This is a genomic window from Treponema vincentii, assembly GCF_018336815.1.
Classification (GTDB): domain Bacteria; phylum Spirochaetota; class Spirochaetia; order Treponematales; family Treponemataceae; genus Treponema.
Genome location: NZ_CP050497.1, coordinates 206,954 through 223,781, shown reverse-complemented (window position 1 = coordinate 223,781; position 16,828 = coordinate 206,954). Strand labels below are relative to the sequence as shown.

Sequence of the window (16,828 nt, the reverse complement as noted above, 5' to 3'; positions counted from 1 at the left end):
TGTCAAATAAAATTATTGATTGCTATTCCCCTCTTTCTAACTTTGCGTTTTTGGTCTATGATAGCCCTAGTTGACTAGGAGGAATGAGATGAAATGTACACCGCTTAATCAAGCTTTATGCGGGACTGCCGTACCGGTTTCCGCTTTGTATAGTCAAAAAAGCTGCGGCGTCGGTGAATTTTCCGACCTTATTCCTTTTGCAGATTTTTGTAAAAAAGCAGGATTGCGCATTATTCAGCTTTTACCCGTCAATGATACGGGAACCGACAGCTCTCCGTATAACGCTCTTTCTGCTTTTGCATTGCACCCCCTCTACATCTGTTTGGACGATATACCGGAAGCGCATACCTTTAAGACTGAGATAAAAAAAATACGCATTGCTTTTGAACCGCATACTCCGGGGGAGCGGTTCCGATACCGCGATATACTTCATGAAAAAAACGTACTGCTGCATGCCGTGTTTAATAAATCCGAAAAGCAGATTATTGCAGATTCTCAGACCGGTGAGCTTGCGGAATGGATAGAGGCAAATCCGTGGATAATCGAGTATGCGGTGTTTAAAAATATTAAGCGACAAAACTATCATGCTTCGTGGAAGGATTGGAAAGAATGTGTCGGCATGCGTTCTCCTTCAACGGCAAAAATCACTGCTGCATGGAACGATCCTGTTTTGAAGCGAGAGCATCTATTCTATGCGTGGGTACAAATGCATTTGCATAAGCAATTATTGAAAGCCGTTACTTATTGCGCTGATAACGGGATTCTGGTAAAAGGCGATATTCCGATTTTGATGAACGAGGATTCAGTGGAAGTGTGGGCTCATCCTGAATATTTCCGCAGTGACCTTCGCGCCGGTAGTCCGCCTGACGGGGATAATCCTACCGGGCAAAATTGGGGATTCCCTATTTACAATTGGGTAAATTTAAAAGCAACCGGCTATCGTTGGTGGAAGGATCGGCTTGCTCGTGCGTCGCAGTATTACCATGCCTTCCGGCTCGATCATATTTTAGGTTTTTTTAGAATTTGGGCTATTCCCAAAGGCGAAATGACAGGGCTTTTAGGTAAGCCTATTCCCTATTCGGAAATAACAATTGAGGATTTGAAAAAAGCGGGCTTTTCCGAAGACCGTATCCGATGGATGGCAGAGCCGCATATCAATACCGATATCGTTCAAAATGCAGTGAATGGTGATTATCTGTATGCGCATGGTCTGTTGCGTAAAGTTGCCGATAGGATCGGTACTGAGGAGCTGTGGCTTTTTAAAGCAGGAATACAAAGTGAGTCCGGTCTTCATCGCCGCGGGCTTCCTGCAAAAGTGGAAACGGCTTTGCGGAAAAAATGGACTGATCGTATGCTGGTAAAAGCCGGAAAAGACCTGCACGGTAATACCGTATATACTGCGGCATATCTGTACCGGAATACTACTGCGTGGAGAACGTTATCGGAGGATGAACAAAGACGATTTTCTTTGTTGGTAGAAGAAAAAAGAAACAGAGCAAAATAAACTCTGGGCGGCGCAAGCAGAGGATATTTTGTCGGAATTGTGCACGTTCGTCGATATGCAGCCGTGCGCCGAAGATTTGGGGGCGAAACCGGCGGCATTACCGGAGGTTCTGGAAAAATTGCAGATTTTGAGCCTTCGGGTATTCCGATGGGAACGCAGATGGGCTGAACCCTGCTGTCCTTTTATTCCGCTGCAAGATTATCCGAAAGCAGCGGTTGCGGTAACTTCCGTGCACGATTCATCAACGATGCGGGGATGGTGGGAACAAGAACTCTCGTATACCGATATGCTTTCGTTCTTTGATGCGCTGCTTATTGACGGAGAGATGCGGACAGCGCTGTGCCCTATCGAAGGGGAAAAACCTGCCTACACAGCAGACTTAGCCGCAGCGTTATTGAGCGCCTTAGTTAAAGTTCCGTCGATCTTTGCCATTTTCCCCATACAGGATTGGCTGGGGCTTATGATCGATGAATTACATACTGTCAAGGCACAGGATGAGCGGATTAACATCCCCGGTACCGTCAGCGAATCAAACTGGACATATCGGCTTCCTCTTCCCATAGAAACACTGAGTAAAAATAAAGAATTGACAAAGCGATTACGGAATATCACCTCATTACGGCATATCGGGCAGACCGATTAACCATAACGGTTTGATGATTTAGCAATGTCGGAAAAGAGGCTTATAAGAGGTTTACTATGCGTGTATTAGTTATCGGTGGCGCCGGATATATCGGCAGCCATGTAGTTAAAGCAATGCTCGATGCCGGTCATTCGGTTACGGTGTTCGACAATTTATCGACGGGGCAGCTTTGCAATATTTTTCCGGGTACGGAGTTCATCGCAGGAGATACCCGCCACAGTGATGATATTGACGCAGCCTTTGCCCGCGGATTTGACGGCGCCGTATACTTGGCTGCATTTAAGGCGGTAGGGGAATCAATGGTTGCCCCCGAAAAATACTCCATCAATAATATTTCGGCAACGATGAATATCTTAAATGCAGCGGTTAAGCACGGCTGCCTTCGTTTTGTATTTTCGTCGTCGGCTGCCGTCTACGGTTCGCCTGAATATCTCCCCATCGACGAAAAGCACCCGAAGAATCCCGAAAGCTATTATGGGTTTACCAAGCTCAAAACGGAAGAGTTTTTGCAATGGTATGACCGGTTAAAGGGGCTTAAATTTGCATCACTGCGGTATTTTAATGCAGCGGGCTATGATCCGGAAGGTGCTGTTAAGGGGCTTGAGCGGAATCCTCAGAACCTCCTGCCGATTATTATGGAGGTCGCAGCCGGTATGCGGAAGGAACTTCAGATTTTTGGAAACGATTATCCCACACGCGACGGTACCTGTATTCGTGACTATGTACACGTGAGCGACCTCGCGAAAGCGCATACCGATGCACTGCATTATATCGATAAGGAAAATAGTAGTCTTATCGTAAATCTCGGCAGCGAAGTTGGAATTACCGTCAGCGAAATGCTTACCGCCGCTCGTTCTATTACCGGAAAGGCAATACCTGCCCGCTTTGTCGGCCGCCGTGCCGGAGACCCTGCCGAGCTTTATGCAACATCTCAGCATGCCCGCGAAACGATAGGCTGGAATCCTCAGTATTCTGATGTAAAAACTTTGATTGAATCAACGTGGAATATGTATAAAAATCTTTAAATACGGTGCGGCTCTTTTGCTTGTAAAGCAGAGAAAAATATAGCCATATATTAAAAGAAAACCTCTCGGAATAATGTTCCCGAGAGGTTTTAAATTAAGTCTGCTGAAATCTAAGAAAAGAACTTTTCGAGTTCGTTCATATCGGTAGTCTTCAATAAATCTTTTCCGTCTTCATCAAGTACGACTACCATCGGAGCTGCAGATACGCCATGTGCGCCCATAAAGCTTTTTCCTTCATCGGATGCAGCATCCATAATCTTCTTATCGACGTCGGGTAACCCGTTGCAGTATGTCTTTAATTTTTCACTTACATCGTCCCCTGCTGTTAATACATTTACAAGCATAAAACCTCCTCATACTTTGTTAGTTTAAGTGCATTTACGTTAGTCGCGTACACTATTCGGTTAAAATACGGATAATATCGGACTTGTCAGTTGCATTCAGTATTTCTTGTCGCTTTTCGGCACTCTTGAACAACAGGCTGACTTCAGCCAAAAATTGCAAGTGCGGACCTGTTTTGTCAATCGGTGAAAGTGTCATAATAAAAATGCGGCATGGTTCTTGATCTAACGAATCAAAATCGACCGGATGATCCGAAATGCCAATACAGGCAACAAGATCGTTTACTGAATCGGTCTTTCCGTGTGGGATTGCGATACCATGCTTCATTCCCGTAGACATTTTGCGTTCACGATCTAACACGCAGGCTCGGGCAACGGCTTTATCTTTTACTTTTCCTGCCTGAACAAGCATTTCAAGCAATTCATCAATGATTTCCTCTTTAGAGGTTCCTTTTAAATGGAGATTGACAGTTTCAGGTGTCAAAACAGTTTTCAAGTTCATATATTTAGTGTACGGGACTTTGTCGGAAAAGTCAAGGATTTTATTTTGTATTTTTGTATCTTCTAAAATATTATCTTAAAAAACTATTGCTCAATTTATCGAAAAACTATATACTCATACCGTTTTTGGGGAATTAGCTCAGGTGGTAGAGCGATTGGTTCGCAATCAATAGGTCAGGGGTTCGAATCCCCTATTCTCCACAAGTTTATATCTCTCTGTGCATACTTTTACTGCTTTCTTCCATAATAATATCAGAAGTGTACAGTTGGGAACCTTTAAAAACCTCAGTTTTTTAGAGGTTCCCCTTAGATGTATAAACACATCACGCTAACGGAGTTTGTCGGTCTTCTCTTTTTTTGATACGCATAGACTTCCGTAGCGATGATGCTGAAGCGGTGTTTTTATGTTTTGGGCGCTTACTAAATTAAAAAAACAAAAGAAAAAAGCAAAATGCGCTTGACAGAATAAATGATTTTGTGATATATTCTTCTTCGCTGCGGCGCACTAAGGCAGAGCGTCGGGGCGAGTAAACTGGTCTTTGAAATTAAAGGGAAGGGAAAGAAGAAAGCCAAAGAGCAATCATCTTTGGTAAGGAAGATAAGCGTAGAACAAAGAATGAGAGAAGAAATGACGCAGGGTGATGGATAGTTGCTTTGTGTTGTTATTTTTTTTCTCTCGAGGTCAACGTTCCTAAAAATAAGAAACGGGACTTGCTTGAAAATTATTGAAATCAGACGCCCTTCGGGGTGTTTGAAATAAAATAATGGAGAGTTTGATCCTGGCTCAGAACGAACGCTGGCGGCGCGTCTTAAGCATGCAAGTCGAACGGCAAGAGAGGAGCTTGCTTCTCTCCTAGAGTGGCGGACTGGTGAGGAACACGTGGGTAATCTACCCTTAAGATGGGGATAGCTGCTAGAAATAGCAGATAATACCGAATACACTCGGCGCTTCATAAGAGGCGTTGAGGAAAGGAAGCTACGGCTTCGCTTGAGGATGAGCTTGCGTCCCATTAGCTAGTTGGTGAGGTAACGGCCCACCAAGGCGACGATGGGTATCCGGCCTGAGAGGGTGAACGGACACATTGGGACTGAGATACGGCCCAAACTCCTACGGGAGGCAGCAGCTAAGAATATTCCGCAATGGACGGAAGTCTGACGGAGCGACGCCGCGTGGATGAAGAAGGCTGAAAAGTTGTAAAATCCTTTTGTTGATGAAGAATAAGGATGAGAGGGAATGCTCATCTGATGACGGTAATCGACGAATAAGCCCCGGCTAATTACGTGCCAGCAGCCGCGGTAACACGTAAGGGGCGAGCGTTGTTCGGAATTATTGGGCGTAAAGGGCATGTAGGCGGTTATGTAAGCCTGATGTGAAATCCTGGGGCTTAACCCCAGAATAGCATTGGGTACTGTGTAACTTGAATTACGGAAGGGAAACTGGAATTCCAAGTGTAGGGGTGGAATCTGTAGATATTTGGAAGAACACCGGTGGCGAAGGCGGGTTTCTGGCCGATAATTGACGCTGAGATGCGAAAGTGTGGGGATCGAACAGGATTAGATACCCTGGTAGTCCACACCGTAAACGATGTACACTAGGTGTTGGGGCAAGAGCTTCAGTGCCAAAGCAAACGCGATAAGTGTACCGCCTGGGGAGTATGCCCGCAAGGGTGAAACTCAAAGGAATTGACGGGGGCCCGCACAAGCGGTGGAGCATGTGGTTTAATTCGATGGTACGCGAGGAACCTTACCTGGGTTTGACATCTAGTAGAAGGTCTTAGAGATAAGGCTGGGTAGCAATACCCTGCTAGACAGGTGCTGCATGGCTGTCGTCAGCTCGTGCCGTGAGGTGTTGGGTTAAGTCCCGCAACGAGCGCAACCCCTACTGCCAGTTACTAACAGGTAAAGCTTGAGGACTCTGGCGGAACTGCCGATGACAAATCGGAGGAAGGTGGGGATGACGTCAAGTCATCATGGCCCTTATGTCCAGGGCTACACACGTGCTACAATGGTTGCTACAAAGCGAAGCGAGACCGTAAGGTGGAGCAAACCGCAAAAAAGCAATCGTAGTTCGGATTGAAGTCTGAAACTCGACTTCATGAAGTTGGAATCGCTAGTAATCGCGCATCAGCACGGCGCGGTGAATACGTTCCCGGGCCTTGTACACACCGCCCGTCACACCATCCGAGTTGGGGGTACCCGAAGTCGCTTGTCTAACCTGCAAAGGAGGACGGTGCCGAAGGTACGCTTGGTAAGGAGGGTGAAGTCGTAACAAGGTAGCCGTACCGGAAGGTGCGGCTGGATCACCTCCTTTCTTAGAGAAAGGTAATACTAAATGCTTTGTAAGTTGTACACAAAGCTTTCGCTTATCGCTTCTTCTTTCCCTCTCTTTTTTTATATTTTTGGTTTGTAGTAAGGGGATATAGCTCAGCTGGCTAGAGCGGCGGCTTTGCAAGCCGTAGGTCAGGGGTTCGAATCCCCTTATCTCCAGAATCGTAAGACGAAAATATTTTTTGTATTACGGAAAGATCTTTGAAAAGCTAGGGAAGGGAAAGAAAGACTACTTGAAGGTGGATTACTTTGTTAGAGAAGTGATTAACTGGAGAGTAGATAAAATAAGGTGAAGAGAAACGTTCTTAACGGTTGTTGATATAGATGATCGTTTTAAGAAGAGAACATAATATGGTCAAGCGAAGAATAGGTTTATGGTGGATGTCTTGGAGCCAACCGGCGAAGAAGGCCGTGATAAGCTGCGAAAAGCTTCGGGGAGGAGCACATATCCTGTGATCCGGAGATTGCCGAATGGGGTAACCCGATAGGAGAGATCCTATCATTACGCTCTTGAATAAAATAGAGAGGTAAAGCGATACTGAGTGAACTGAACCATCTAAGTAACTCAAGGAAAAGACATCAAAAGAGATTCCGAAAGTAGTGGCGAGCGAAATTGGAAGAGCCCAAACCCGTTAAACGGGGGTTGTAGGGCTGCACGGGCTTACGTACAGCAAGTGATAAAATGAATGTATAGTAGAAAGGTTTTGGGAAAGCCTGACAGAGAGGGTGAAATCCCCGTATACGAAATACAGTCATCTTGCCGGTGCAGTACCTGAGTACGGCGGGACACGAGAAATCCTGTCGGAATCCGGGTCGACCACGATCCAAGGCTAAATACGAGTTGGCTACCGATAGCGGACAAGTACCGTGAGGGAAAGATGAAAAGAACCCCGGTGAGGGGAGGAAATAGAACCTGAAACCATAAACCGACAAGATGTTACAGCCCCTTGTGGGTAGTAGCGTGCCTTTTGTAGAATGAGCCTGCGAGTTACGGTATGCAGCGAGGTTAAGGAATAGGAGTTCCGGAGCCGGAGGGAAACCGAGTCTGAAATGGGCGAAGGTGAAGTTGCATGTCGTAGACCCGAAGCCAGAGTGATCTAGTCATGAGCAGGTTGAAGCAGCGGTAAAACGCTGTGGAGGACCGAACTACAATCTGTTAAAAAAAAGGTTTGGATGACTTGTGACTAGGAGTGAAAGGCTAAACAAACCTGGAAATAGCTGGTTCTCCCCGAAATGCCTTTAGGGACAGCCTTATACAAAATTACCGGAGGTAAAGCACTGGATGGACTAGGGGGCTTCACCGCCTACCAAACCCAATCAAACTCTGAATGCCGGTAATCAACGTATAGGAGTGAGACTGCGTGCGACAAGGTTCGTAGTCAAAAGGGAAACAGCCCAGACCGTCAGCTAAGGTCCCGAAATACTGCTTGAGTGTGAAATGAAGTGTGGATACCTAGACAGCCAGGAGGTTGGCTTAGAAGCAGCCATTCCTTAAAAGAGTGCGTAATAGCTCACTGGTCGAGTATACATGCGCAGATAATGTAACGGGGCTAAGCAGTATACCGAAGCTACGGGTCTTACACGATTTAAGTGTAAGGCGGTAGGGGAGCATTCCATGGACTGATGAAGGTGTACCTGACAGGGGCACTGGAGGGGATGGAAGAGAGAATGCAGGTATAAGTACACGAAAAGAAAGGTGAGATTCCTTTCCGCCGAAAACCTCAGGTTTCCTGGGTAAAGGTCATCTGCCCAGGGTTAGTCGGCCCCTAAGGCGAGGGCGAAAGCCGTAGTCGATGGGAAATCGGTTCATATTCCGATACCTTTTATAATTTCGATGGCAGGACGCATGAGGCGAACCCCGGCCGGAGAACGGTTGTTCCGGTCGAAGTTTCAAGCCGTTATGAAGGATAGTAGGCAAATCCGCTATCCAAGGTGAGAAGCAACAGCGAGTGGATCGATGAGAGAAGCGAAGCGGGAGTAGTCATGGTGCCGGGAAATACTGTCTAAGGTTAAGGTTATAAAAGACCGTACCGTAAACCGACACAGGTAGGTAGGATGAGAAATCTAAGGCGCTCGAGAGAACTCGCGTTAAGAACTCTCGGCAAAAAGCACACGTAACTTAGGGAGAAGTGTGACCTCTGTTTAGTAATGAGTGGAGGTAGCATAAAGCAGGCCCAGGCGACTGTTTATCAAAAACACAGCCATCTGCGAACCAGTAATGGGACGTATAGGTGAGACACCTGCCCGGTGCCGGAAGGTTAAGAGGAGCGGTGAGCAGTAATGCAAAGCTGTCAATTGAAGCCCCGGTAAACGGCGGCCGTAACTATAACGGTCCTAAGGTAGCGAAATTCCTTGTCGGGTAAGTTCCGACCCGCACGAATGGTGTAACGTATCTGGGCACTGTCTCAACGCGAGGCTCGGTGAAATTTATATACCGGTAAAGAAGCCGGTTACCCATAGTTAGACGGAAAGACCCCGTGAACCTTCACCGTAACTTACTATTGGGACTTGGTTTATCATGTGTAGAATAGGTGGGAAACAGTGAAACTTGCTCGTTAGGGTGAGTGGAGTTGCCAAGTGAAATACCACCCTTGATGAATTAGGTTTCTAACCCGTTCCGTGAAGCCGGAATGGGAACAGTGGTAGGCAGGCGGTTTGACTGGGGCGGTCGCCTCCTAAAATGTAACGGAGGTGCGCGAAGGTCTCCTCACGTCGGTTGGAAATCGACGCAGTGAGTGTAAAGGCACAAGGAGGCTTAACTGCAAGAGTGACAGCTCAAGCAGATACGAAAGTAGGTCTTAGTGATCTGGCGGTCGCGAGTGGAAGCGCCGTCACTTAACGGATAAAAGGTACTCCGGGGATAACAGGCTGATTTTCCCCAAGAGTTCACATCGACGGGAAAGTTTGGCACCTCGATGTCGGCTCATCGCATCCTGGGGCTGAAGTAGGTCCCAAGGGTTTGGCTGTTCGCCAATTAAAGCGGTACGTGAGCTGGGTTCAGAACGTCGCGAGACAGTTCGGTCCCTATCTGCTATGGGCGTTGGATATGTGAGAGGAGCTGCTTTTAGTACGAGAGGACCGAAGTGGACGAACCTCTGGTGTACCAGTTATCCTGCCAAGGGTAAGTGCTGGGTAGCTATCGTTCGGAAGGGATAACCGCTGAAGGCATCTAAGCGGGAAGCCCGCCTCAAGATTACATATCCCTCGGGGTTTAACCCCGCTAAAGACTCCTTGCACACTACAAGGTTGATAGGTTGCAGGTCTAAGCACAGTAATGTGTTATAGCCGAGCAATACTAATAAGTCGTGAGGCTTGACCATATTATCTTCTCTTCTTTACTTTTTCCCCTTGCTCTTTCTTTCCTGTCGCTTACAATAACAAAGCGCTTCCCTTTATTTAATAAATTTCGTTTCTTTTGTTTCGTTTTTTATTGCCCGGTTGCCATAGTGGAGAGGTCATACCCGTTCCCATCCCGAACACGGAAGTCAAGCTCTCATTACGCCGATGATACTGCTCATTCGAGTGGGAAAGTAGGTAGCTGCCGGGCTTTTTTTTACCTAACTGTGTAGAATAAAGGTAGGTATTGTTGATGATGTTTTCTCGTCCTATCTCAAAATATTACGTATTGTATTTATTATTTTCTATTTTTCTCTTTATATCATGTACTACAGTAAAAAATAGTAATTCTGACGATACTTCATCTGCTGCCCCTCTTTCGGCTACTATTCTGCCATTGCCTTCTGCCGCTGATTTGGCATCAAACCATGTCGATTCACAGGTTCAAGCTGATATGGAGATAGCTTCTCCGGCAAGTATTCGCAGTGCGGTAACCCGTGTGTATTCGACTTCTCAAGGTTTAACGAAGGAAAAGCAATTACAATTAACATTGGCTGCCCGATTAATGCGTGTTGTATATCCTCTCGAGCTTATCGATTGGAATGCTCCGAATTATCAACAAGCCCATCCATATCTCGATGCATTGACCCAGATCGAGAAGGATAGTTATCCACAAAACCTTGGTATGAATACATTTTTTGATGCGGTTATTCCGGCAATGATTTTAATAAAGGGGGTAGGATTGCAGGAATATGCCTCTGTACTGGAGAAGCGTTTGTTGATTGCAAGAAACTTAAATCCTTCTTCTGTACTACCGCCTTATCTTCTAGGCCTCTTGTACGAGCAACTCGGCAAGCTTTCGGATGCAGCGAATTACTATCAAACCGCATGGGAACAAGATGAGAGCTGTTATCCAGCCGGTATGCGCTTTGCTTATTTAGCGCTTTTTACTAATGATATTGAAACAGCATATAAAATTGCTGAAAAATTGTATGATCGTTATCCTAATGCAGTAACGATTCAGCTATTGCTTGCAGAAGCATATCTTGAAAAAGGAAATTTGGAAAAGGCAGATGAGATTGTTTCTGGGGTTCTTAAAAAAAACAATGATTTTGGGCGTGCGTTCTTTTTGCAAGTTCGACTGCATATAGAAAAAAAAGAATATTTAGCAGCAAATGCCATGCTTGATGAATTTGCTAAGCAGAATAAGGTTGATAAGGATTATCTTCTATTACGGAGCCGTATTTTACTTGAATGGAGTAAAAATATTACCGAGGCAAAACAATGCCTTGAAAGAGCAGATTCATTCTATCCGCAATCTTCGGATGTTATTCTTGCTTGTGCGAATTTTTGCTTTGAAACAAAAAATACCGTTAATGGGAATACTGCTAACGATTTTATTAATGCACTTTTAAAACAAAACCCGTATAATATTCTAGCGATTCGTCTTTTTGTCAAAGAAGATATAGCGGAAAAAAGATGGGAAAGCGCCTTTGAGCGTGCACAATATTTGTATGATAATAATCCTTCTGAAGAAGATGTCGTACTCTATGCCCGTGTTTGTGCCGGAATGAATAACTGGGAAGCGGCGGTGGATACGGCGCAAGCTGCATATAACGCCGCTCAAAATAAGCCGTCCGACGAAATTATTACATTATATTTGCAGGCTCTTTACGGGGCAAAAAGATACGGCATTCTTAGGCAAGTTATTAACCGCCATCTTGCCGATGCCCGTTCAGCTTTGAAGTCGGTTTTAATTTATTATCAATCGCTGCTTGAATCTAATGATGAAGAGAAGCTCGCGCTTTTGCGCTCGAGTCTTTTAGCTGATCCGCGCAGTTCGCTAACGCTATTTGCCTTATACGAATGGTATTTTGAGCATAAAGATTATCGCAAAGCATACTATTATTTACAGCAAGTTATTGCACTTGACCCTTATAATAAAACTTATTTGCAACTCGCCGAAAAATTGGAAAGACTCCAGTAAAATTTTGAAGACAGAAAAAATAAAAAAGCCTAAAATAAACCGTTAAGTTTATTTTAGGCTTTGCCATCTCCTAGGGGAATTGAACCCCTGTTGTCGGGATGAAAACCCGATGTCCTAACCACTAGACGAAGGAGACATCACAATTCTGTTGCATAACAACGGAATATATTTATACCGAAAAAGCATCTTATTGTCAAGTAGGAATCTAAAACTGTTGTTATTCGGTAAAATTGATATTGACTTCCCCTATACCGGCTTTAACTTCAATAGTATGTAAAGCAGTACGCTGGTTTTCTTTAACGATATTACCCATTAGTCCGCTTCCGCTCGCGCCGTTTACCGAAACTGAACCGATGCCGGAGGTTATATCAATTGCATAGTCGTCCTTTTTTCCGTTGATGCGCATATCTATTTCGCCGATTCCTGCATGAATTTCAAGATTCTGAAATATCTTTCCGTCAAAAACGGTTTCACCGACTCCCGTGTGCATCTCGGTATCCGTAAAACTGCAATTTCGGAACACGGTTTCTCCTACTCCTGTTTTAATGTTCACATTTGATGCGGTAATATTGTTGATATTGACCTCGCCGGCGCCGGTATTCAGTATAAATCGTTGAGCGGCGGTAAATCCGTCAAGCGTCAGCGATGCCGCACCCGTATTGATGTCAACGGTATCGAAGAGCGTATTTTGAGGTATCTTTACCGTGATAACCGTTTTAGAGCGCCCTATTTCATCCCGATGCCATCCCAAAAACCAATTCCAATTGCGGTTCTTTTTTGTGCTAACCGTCAAAACATTTCCCTCAACTTGCACGGACGCATCGACTCTTTTGGTGTTATTCGTGATGCTGTAGGAAACGGATTGTTTATTGTGCGGTTCAATCCGCAGCGTAACATAAGAAATATCCGCTTTAAGCTGTTTTAAAACGGAATCGTTCGAGGTGAGCTGTACTTCATGTATATCTGCCGGCTGCACCATATTTGTATGCTTGTCATCCATGTTCCACTCCTCATAGTCTGATTTATAAAAAGCTTTTTTAACGCTTCCGCCCATCATCATTCCTATAATGACGAGTATACCGCCAATTCCAATAATCAAAAAAGCTGCTGTTATTCTTTTTTTCATCAGGCGCTCCTAAAATAAGAATGCCAAGCCGCCGAAAAATAAGCCTGCTATTAAAAGGGGAATACCGCATAAAATAACGATGAGCAGCAGAATGCCGAAGGTGAGCAGTTTAAATGAAAGCTTCAGTAAGCCGCCTGCAACGGTAAAAATTAATCCCCCTATTCCGAATATTGTAAACAAAATACATAAAACAATGAGTGTCAGCATTTGTTCCTCCTATAATACACTTAATACGCTCCCCTTATTGTTCCGTGTCGCCTTCATCTTTCCGGACATATTCATATTCGAGCGGTTCCTCTTTTTTTACCGGCATGACTAATGCACAGATGATATAGCAGAGAATACCGCTGCCGAAGAAAAGGGTCGCGAGAATCCACAACAACCGGATGACGGTTGGGTCGATGTCAAAGTATTCGGCAATACCGCCGCATACACCGCAGAGCTTTTTATCGTTTTGGCTTCGATAAAGCTTTTTTTCCATAATAATCCTCCAAAATGTTGTTTTGAGAGCTTCTAAAAATTCGCCTGAGTTTTTAGAGGTTTTCTTTAGATGTCATCTATCTGACTTATTCTTAATATGAGTCCCAATACCGGCAATTAATGCGCTGATACCGTGAAAGATCAGCAATGCAAAACCTACGAGAATTAATGCGCTGCCGAAAAGCAATAACGCGGAAGCGGAACCTAAGAACAAGCTGCCGATACCTTTAATAAAAATAGCTCCTGCTGCAATCACCAAGGCAAAGACAACCGCAAATCCTGCAAATCCGAGCGCTATAATAATGACTACCGATGCGATAATCAGCGGTACTGCGACGGGTGCTGCACAAATCGCCAGTATGGTAAACCAAAAAGCGCGCCACCCGCTTTTTGTAGATGCACGGGCTTTTTTCGCTTCTTTTACGGCATAATCCGATAAAATCTTTGAGGCAACATGTGCGGGACTTTTTAGTTCGTTTATAACAGCTTGTTCATTTTGACTGCCTGCTTCGTCAAAATACTCTTCGTAATATTGCAATGCCGCCTGTAAATCTTCTTGCGGCAGCCGATGCAGCCGTGCAGCCAGCTCGGCCATAAATTCTTTACGGGTCATGAACGCTGTGCTCCTTTAAAAATCTTTTCGATTAATTCCTTGTATGATTTCCATTCATCGCAGTATAAGCTTTGCTGCCGTTTCCCTGCAGGCGTTATACGGTAATATTTTCTATTGCGTCCATCAATGGGCATGTCATAGGTTTCTAAAAAGCCCGCAGTTTGCAGCCGTTTTAATACCGGATAGAGTGTCGATTCAGAGATGGACATTACATCCTTTACATCCTGTGTTAACTTATAGCCGTAGGAATCTTCATTACTCAAGATGGCAAGCACGCAGGCTTCAAGCAATCCTGAGTTAATTGAAAAAAGCACTTTTACCTCCTGTACTCTTTATAATATTATTCATAATATAATATGTTGTCAAGTATAATATTTGAAATGTTCTTCTATGCGGATGTGTCGGACAATGGTGTTAGCTGAAGATTGTTAGGCGCTTTGTTTTTTACAGTTGGATATCCGGAGTATATGGGGCGCGGCGGAAGTGAAGGAACTCTGCCGCATATTTTTGCGGATTGCAAAGATGCCCGCATCCGTTTGCCAGATGGAAAATATCGGTTGAATTGAGTACCGCCGCATCAAGGTTATGCTCTACGGAAATAACCGTCAGGCCTTGTTCCGTATTTAATTTTTTAATAAAGGTATAAATTTCCTGCTGGCTTTGTATATCGATGCCTGTTGACGGTTCATCGAGGATGAGTAAATCAGGCTCACCGATAAGAGCACGGGCTATATACATCTTTTGCAGCTGCCCGCCGGACAGCGTCCCTGCCAGAGCATACTTGTAATCGAGCAGCCTGACGTCCGAAAGATAGCGGTCGATAACGCCTTTATCGCGCTGCTTGCGCAATATCCGATACGAGTTTAAGGTTTCGTAAACGGTAATCGGAAACCCCGTTATCGCCGCTTTTTTTTGCGGTACATAGCCGATACTGCGCGCTCCGCAGCGGATATTTCCCGTATCGGGAGTTAACAGCCCAAGGATCAGCTTTATCAGGGTGCTTTTTCCTGCGCCGTTTTCGCCGACAATCGAGATATACGCTCCTTTCTTAATGGTAAGACAGAGTTTTTCAAATAATGTTTTTTTACCGGCGCCATATTTAAACGATAAATCTTGAATACAGACCATTCCGCACACATCGCTGTGTTCGTGTGCGGGAATAAAAGCCGAGTGAAGTATAGGCTGCTGTTCGTTCATACAAATATGTTATATGGGTTCGTGAAATTTGGCATTAAGCTTCCCACACAGTTCACGCAACTGCGCTTCATTTTCGATATTATGCTGCTTTAACAAAACCGGTGGAATTTGATAGTAGCTGATATTGCCGTCAAAAAACTGCAACATAAATTCAGCAAAACTGACGGTAGAAACAAGCTCATAATATTTTTTAGGGGCAGATTCCGGTTCGTATTGGTATTTTATCGTATTGACAATAGCTTCGGGTAAATGCCATTTTTCAGCAACAGCGACACCAATTGCTTGATGCTCCATCCCTGACATCACACTTTTGATGACCTGATCGGGAATATTCTTTTCTGCTTGTAAGTCTTTTATTTTTTCCAATACTTCCGGATAAATAGAACTGAATACGATTTTACCTAAATCGTGCAAAAGGGCGCAAACATATATTTCTTCAAGAAGATTGGTTTTTCCTTGCATTTTAGCAAGATTATATGCGAAAAATGCACATCGATAGGTATGATTCCACAGTCTTTTTTGTTCATTTCCCGTTACTTTTAAAACTTGTAGTGTTCCAACGGAATACAACAAATGCTGAATACCCCGTAAACCGGCCATTTTAACCGCTTCGGTAATACTCATACATTCCTTTGTAAGTCCGAACGCAACCGAGTTGACGAGTTTTAAAAGATCGGTTGTTAACGCAATGTCATCACTAATAAAAGATGCAATTGTCCCCATCGTTGCATTCGGATCATTGATAAGCCGCTGTATTTGCATGATTTTTTCGGGGAATTGCGGAATTTCTTCAATATAATCTACAATCGTTTTGGTCAATTCCACGAGATGCTGGTTCACTGTAAAATCAATCGGAATGGTAATCCGATTAATCGTTACGTCTTTTTCCGGAATCAATTCGAATGCATCTTCTTGCAAGCCGATTTTTTTTAGCATAAGAAGCATAATAATTAAACCAAGTCCTGCACCTTCCGTATCGTCAATTGCCTGCATAAAGGCTTGATCCACATTTTCATAGTCCCGCGCGACAACCATCCGGTCAAAGATGCGTTTAAATTCCGTTGCAACCATTTGCACATTGTTGCGCACTTCAAAAATAATATGCCCCTGCTTTACCTGCATGATGACTTTAATGTAAAGTCCTGCTTTTTTTTGCTGCTGCAGATAGTAATCAATATTTCCGAGGCTTTCTTGTTTAAAATTGAGCATTCCTTCGTCATAAGACTTCTGATCATAGATATCAAAGCCTTTTTCTTTAAAGTAGACCCGCTTGGTGTTTGCTTTTTTTGCGTTTGTGGTCAGCTCATTGAGGCAATAGACGATATAGTCTTGGATTCCGTCCTGATGAACCGCTTCGAGGAAAGCCTTCGCAACATCAACGATATAGTTTTCCGTTTCCTTAGGAAGCGTATAAGTGTTAATCGAGATGGGAATATTCATCTGCACCGCTTGCTTAATCTTGTTTTTATCTACCGGTATAGTTGCAACATTATCCATGTATCCAGTATAAGAGAAATTGATAATTTTCGCAATGCTTTATATTGATATTCCTAGGGTAAACGCATCAGGCCGTCTTTTTAACAACCCCGCAGAAAAATTGAAACTATTCGACCAGAGTTGAATCTCTTCGTGATTCAAATGGTCTCACAGTCTCAATTTTTCTGCGATTTTTATCTACCCTGCCTGATGTGTTTACCTATTTGCTAGAAAACTGTGCGAAATTTTATTTCCCTGAAATGCAACAGTT

13 protein-coding genes, 3 tRNA genes and 3 rRNA genes are annotated in these 16,828 nt (G+C 44.2%); 9 read left to right on the top strand and 10 right to left on the bottom strand.

Annotated features, from left to right (window positions below):
• The first annotated feature begins 88 nt into the window (after positions 1–88).
• Genes GWP40_RS01070 through galE form a run of 3 tightly spaced genes read left to right on the top strand, consistent with a single transcriptional unit; the run spans position 89 to position 3,172 of the window.
• Positions 89–1,504 carry a 4-alpha-glucanotransferase gene (locus GWP40_RS01070; protein WP_230974508.1) on the top strand — a complete coding sequence of 472 codons (1,416 nt, stop codon included), beginning with the start codon at positions 89–91 and terminating at the stop codon, positions 1,502–1,504.
• Positions 1,505–1,532: 28 nt separating this feature from the next.
• Positions 1,533–2,147, top strand: a complete 615-nt coding sequence (locus GWP40_RS12460) for a 4-alpha-glucanotransferase (protein WP_230974507.1) — start codon at positions 1,533–1,535, stop codon at positions 2,145–2,147.
• A gap of 56 nt (positions 2,148–2,203) precedes the next feature.
• A complete protein-coding gene (gene galE / locus GWP40_RS01065; RefSeq protein WP_212565699.1) occupies positions 2,204–3,172 on the top strand; it encodes a UDP-glucose 4-epimerase GalE in 969 nt (322 codons plus the stop codon).
• A 110-nt stretch (positions 3,173–3,282) separates the two neighbouring features.
• Here the strand turns inward: galE and GWP40_RS01060 are convergent, their stop codons facing one another.
• Together GWP40_RS01060 and GWP40_RS01055 are read right to left on the bottom strand one after the other, a co-directional pair.
• On the bottom strand, positions 3,283–3,516 hold the full coding sequence (locus tag GWP40_RS01060; RefSeq protein ID WP_016522863.1) for a thioredoxin domain-containing protein: 234 nt from the start codon (positions 3,514–3,516) through the stop codon (positions 3,283–3,285).
• Between the two features lie 52 nt (positions 3,517–3,568).
• Positions 3,569–4,015 (bottom strand): PTS sugar transporter subunit IIA, encoded by a 447-nt coding sequence (locus GWP40_RS01055; protein ID WP_016522864.1) that lies wholly within the window; start codon positions 4,013–4,015, stop codon positions 3,569–3,571.
• Between the two features lie 127 nt (positions 4,016–4,142).
• On the opposite strand from GWP40_RS01055, the gene GWP40_RS01050 reads away from it, so the two are divergent.
• From GWP40_RS01050 to GWP40_RS01025, 6 genes are all read left to right on the top strand, one after another.
• Positions 4,143–4,215 (top strand) — tRNA-Ala (locus GWP40_RS01050).
• Between the two features lie 560 nt (positions 4,216–4,775).
• Positions 4,776–6,325: ribosomal RNA gene (locus GWP40_RS01045) — 16S ribosomal RNA — on the top strand.
• A 102-nt stretch (positions 6,326–6,427) separates the two neighbouring features.
• A tRNA-Ala gene (locus tag GWP40_RS01040) sits at positions 6,428–6,501 on the top strand.
• Positions 6,502–6,695: 194 nt separating this feature from the next.
• A 23S ribosomal RNA gene (locus GWP40_RS01035) occupies positions 6,696–9,662 on the top strand.
• A 113-nt stretch (positions 9,663–9,775) separates the two neighbouring features.
• A 5S ribosomal RNA gene (rrf, locus tag GWP40_RS01030) occupies positions 9,776–9,889 on the top strand.
• The 16S, 23S and 5S rRNA genes sit together here with 1 tRNA gene alongside, the layout of an rRNA operon.
• 42 nt (positions 9,890–9,931) lie before the next feature.
• Positions 9,932–11,665: a tetratricopeptide repeat protein gene (locus tag GWP40_RS01025; RefSeq protein WP_230974681.1), complete on the top strand. Its 1,734-nt coding sequence runs from the start codon at positions 9,932–9,934 to the stop codon at positions 11,663–11,665.
• A gap of 64 nt (positions 11,666–11,729) precedes the next feature.
• On the opposite strand, the gene GWP40_RS01020 is transcribed toward GWP40_RS01025, so the two are convergent.
• The 8 genes from GWP40_RS01020 to GWP40_RS00985 form a co-directional block, all read right to left on the bottom strand.
• A tRNA-Glu gene (locus tag GWP40_RS01020) sits at positions 11,730–11,801 on the bottom strand.
• Between the two features lie 81 nt (positions 11,802–11,882).
• Positions 11,883–12,791, bottom strand: a complete 909-nt coding sequence (locus tag GWP40_RS01015) for a DUF4097 family beta strand repeat-containing protein (protein WP_212565697.1) — start codon at positions 12,789–12,791, stop codon at positions 11,883–11,885.
• A 9-nt stretch (positions 12,792–12,800) separates the two neighbouring features.
• Positions 12,801–12,998, bottom strand: coding sequence for a hypothetical protein (locus GWP40_RS01010; RefSeq protein ID WP_006188910.1), 198 nt, complete (start codon positions 12,996–12,998; stop codon positions 12,801–12,803).
• Positions 12,999–13,032: 34 nt separating this feature from the next.
• Entirely contained in the window at positions 13,033–13,272 is a 240-nt protein-coding gene (locus GWP40_RS01005; RefSeq protein ID WP_006188911.1) for a PspC domain-containing protein, read from the bottom strand.
• Between the two features lie 72 nt (positions 13,273–13,344).
• Complete coding sequence (locus GWP40_RS01000) at positions 13,345–13,884, bottom strand: DUF1700 domain-containing protein (RefSeq protein ID WP_006188912.1); 540 nt, start codon at positions 13,882–13,884, stop codon at positions 13,345–13,347.
• The gene (locus GWP40_RS00995; RefSeq protein WP_212565696.1) at positions 13,881–14,198 is read right to left on the bottom strand and encodes a PadR family transcriptional regulator; all 318 of its coding nucleotides are present in this window, start codon (positions 14,196–14,198) and stop codon (positions 13,881–13,883) included. The genes GWP40_RS01000 and GWP40_RS00995 overlap by 4 nt, the downstream gene beginning before the upstream one ends.
• Positions 14,199–14,328: 130 nt before the next feature.
• Positions 14,329–15,012, bottom strand: coding sequence for a metal ABC transporter ATP-binding protein (locus GWP40_RS00990; protein ID WP_212566493.1), 684 nt, complete (start codon positions 15,010–15,012; stop codon positions 14,329–14,331).
• 78 nt (positions 15,013–15,090) lie between these two features.
• Complete coding sequence (locus tag GWP40_RS00985) at positions 15,091–16,578, bottom strand: HDOD domain-containing protein (RefSeq protein WP_212565695.1); 1,488 nt, start codon at positions 16,576–16,578, stop codon at positions 15,091–15,093.
• Positions 16,579–16,828: the final 250 nt, after the last annotated feature.

Excerpts from the sequence above, each read along its gene's own strand:
- GWP40_RS01005 (WP_006188911.1), bottom strand. The coding sequence starts at position 13,272 with ATGGAAAAAAAGCTTTATCGAAGCCAAAACGATAAAAAGCTCTGCGGT.
- GWP40_RS01025 (WP_230974681.1), top strand. The coding sequence starts at position 9,932 with ATGATGTTTTCTCGTCCTATCTCAAAATATTACGTATTGTATTTATTA.
- GWP40_RS01070 (WP_230974508.1), top strand. The coding sequence starts at position 89 with ATGAAATGTACACCGCTTAATCAAGCTTTATGCGGGACTGCCGTACCG.
- GWP40_RS01000 (WP_006188912.1), bottom strand. The coding sequence starts at position 13,884 with ATGACCCGTAAAGAATTTATGGCCGAGCTGGCTGCACGGCTGCATCGG.
- GWP40_RS01060 (WP_016522863.1), bottom strand. The coding sequence starts at position 3,516 with ATGCTTGTAAATGTATTAACAGCAGGGGACGATGTAAGTGAAAAATTA.
- galE (WP_212565699.1), top strand. The coding sequence starts at position 2,204 with ATGCGTGTATTAGTTATCGGTGGCGCCGGATATATCGGCAGCCATGTA.
- GWP40_RS01010 (WP_006188910.1), bottom strand. The coding sequence starts at position 12,998 with ATGCTGACACTCATTGTTTTATGTATTTTGTTTACAATATTCGGAATA.
- GWP40_RS00985 (WP_212565695.1), bottom strand. The coding sequence starts at position 16,578 with ATGGATAATGTTGCAACTATACCGGTAGATAAAAACAAGATTAAGCAA.
- GWP40_RS01015 (WP_212565697.1), bottom strand. The coding sequence starts at position 12,791 with ATGAAAAAAAGAATAACAGCAGCTTTTTTGATTATTGGAATTGGCGGT.
- GWP40_RS01055 (WP_016522864.1), bottom strand. The coding sequence starts at position 4,015 with ATGAACTTGAAAACTGTTTTGACACCTGAAACTGTCAATCTCCATTTA.
- GWP40_RS00990 (WP_212566493.1), bottom strand. The coding sequence starts at position 15,012 with ATGGTCTGTATTCAAGATTTATCGTTTAAATATGGCGCCGGTAAAAAA.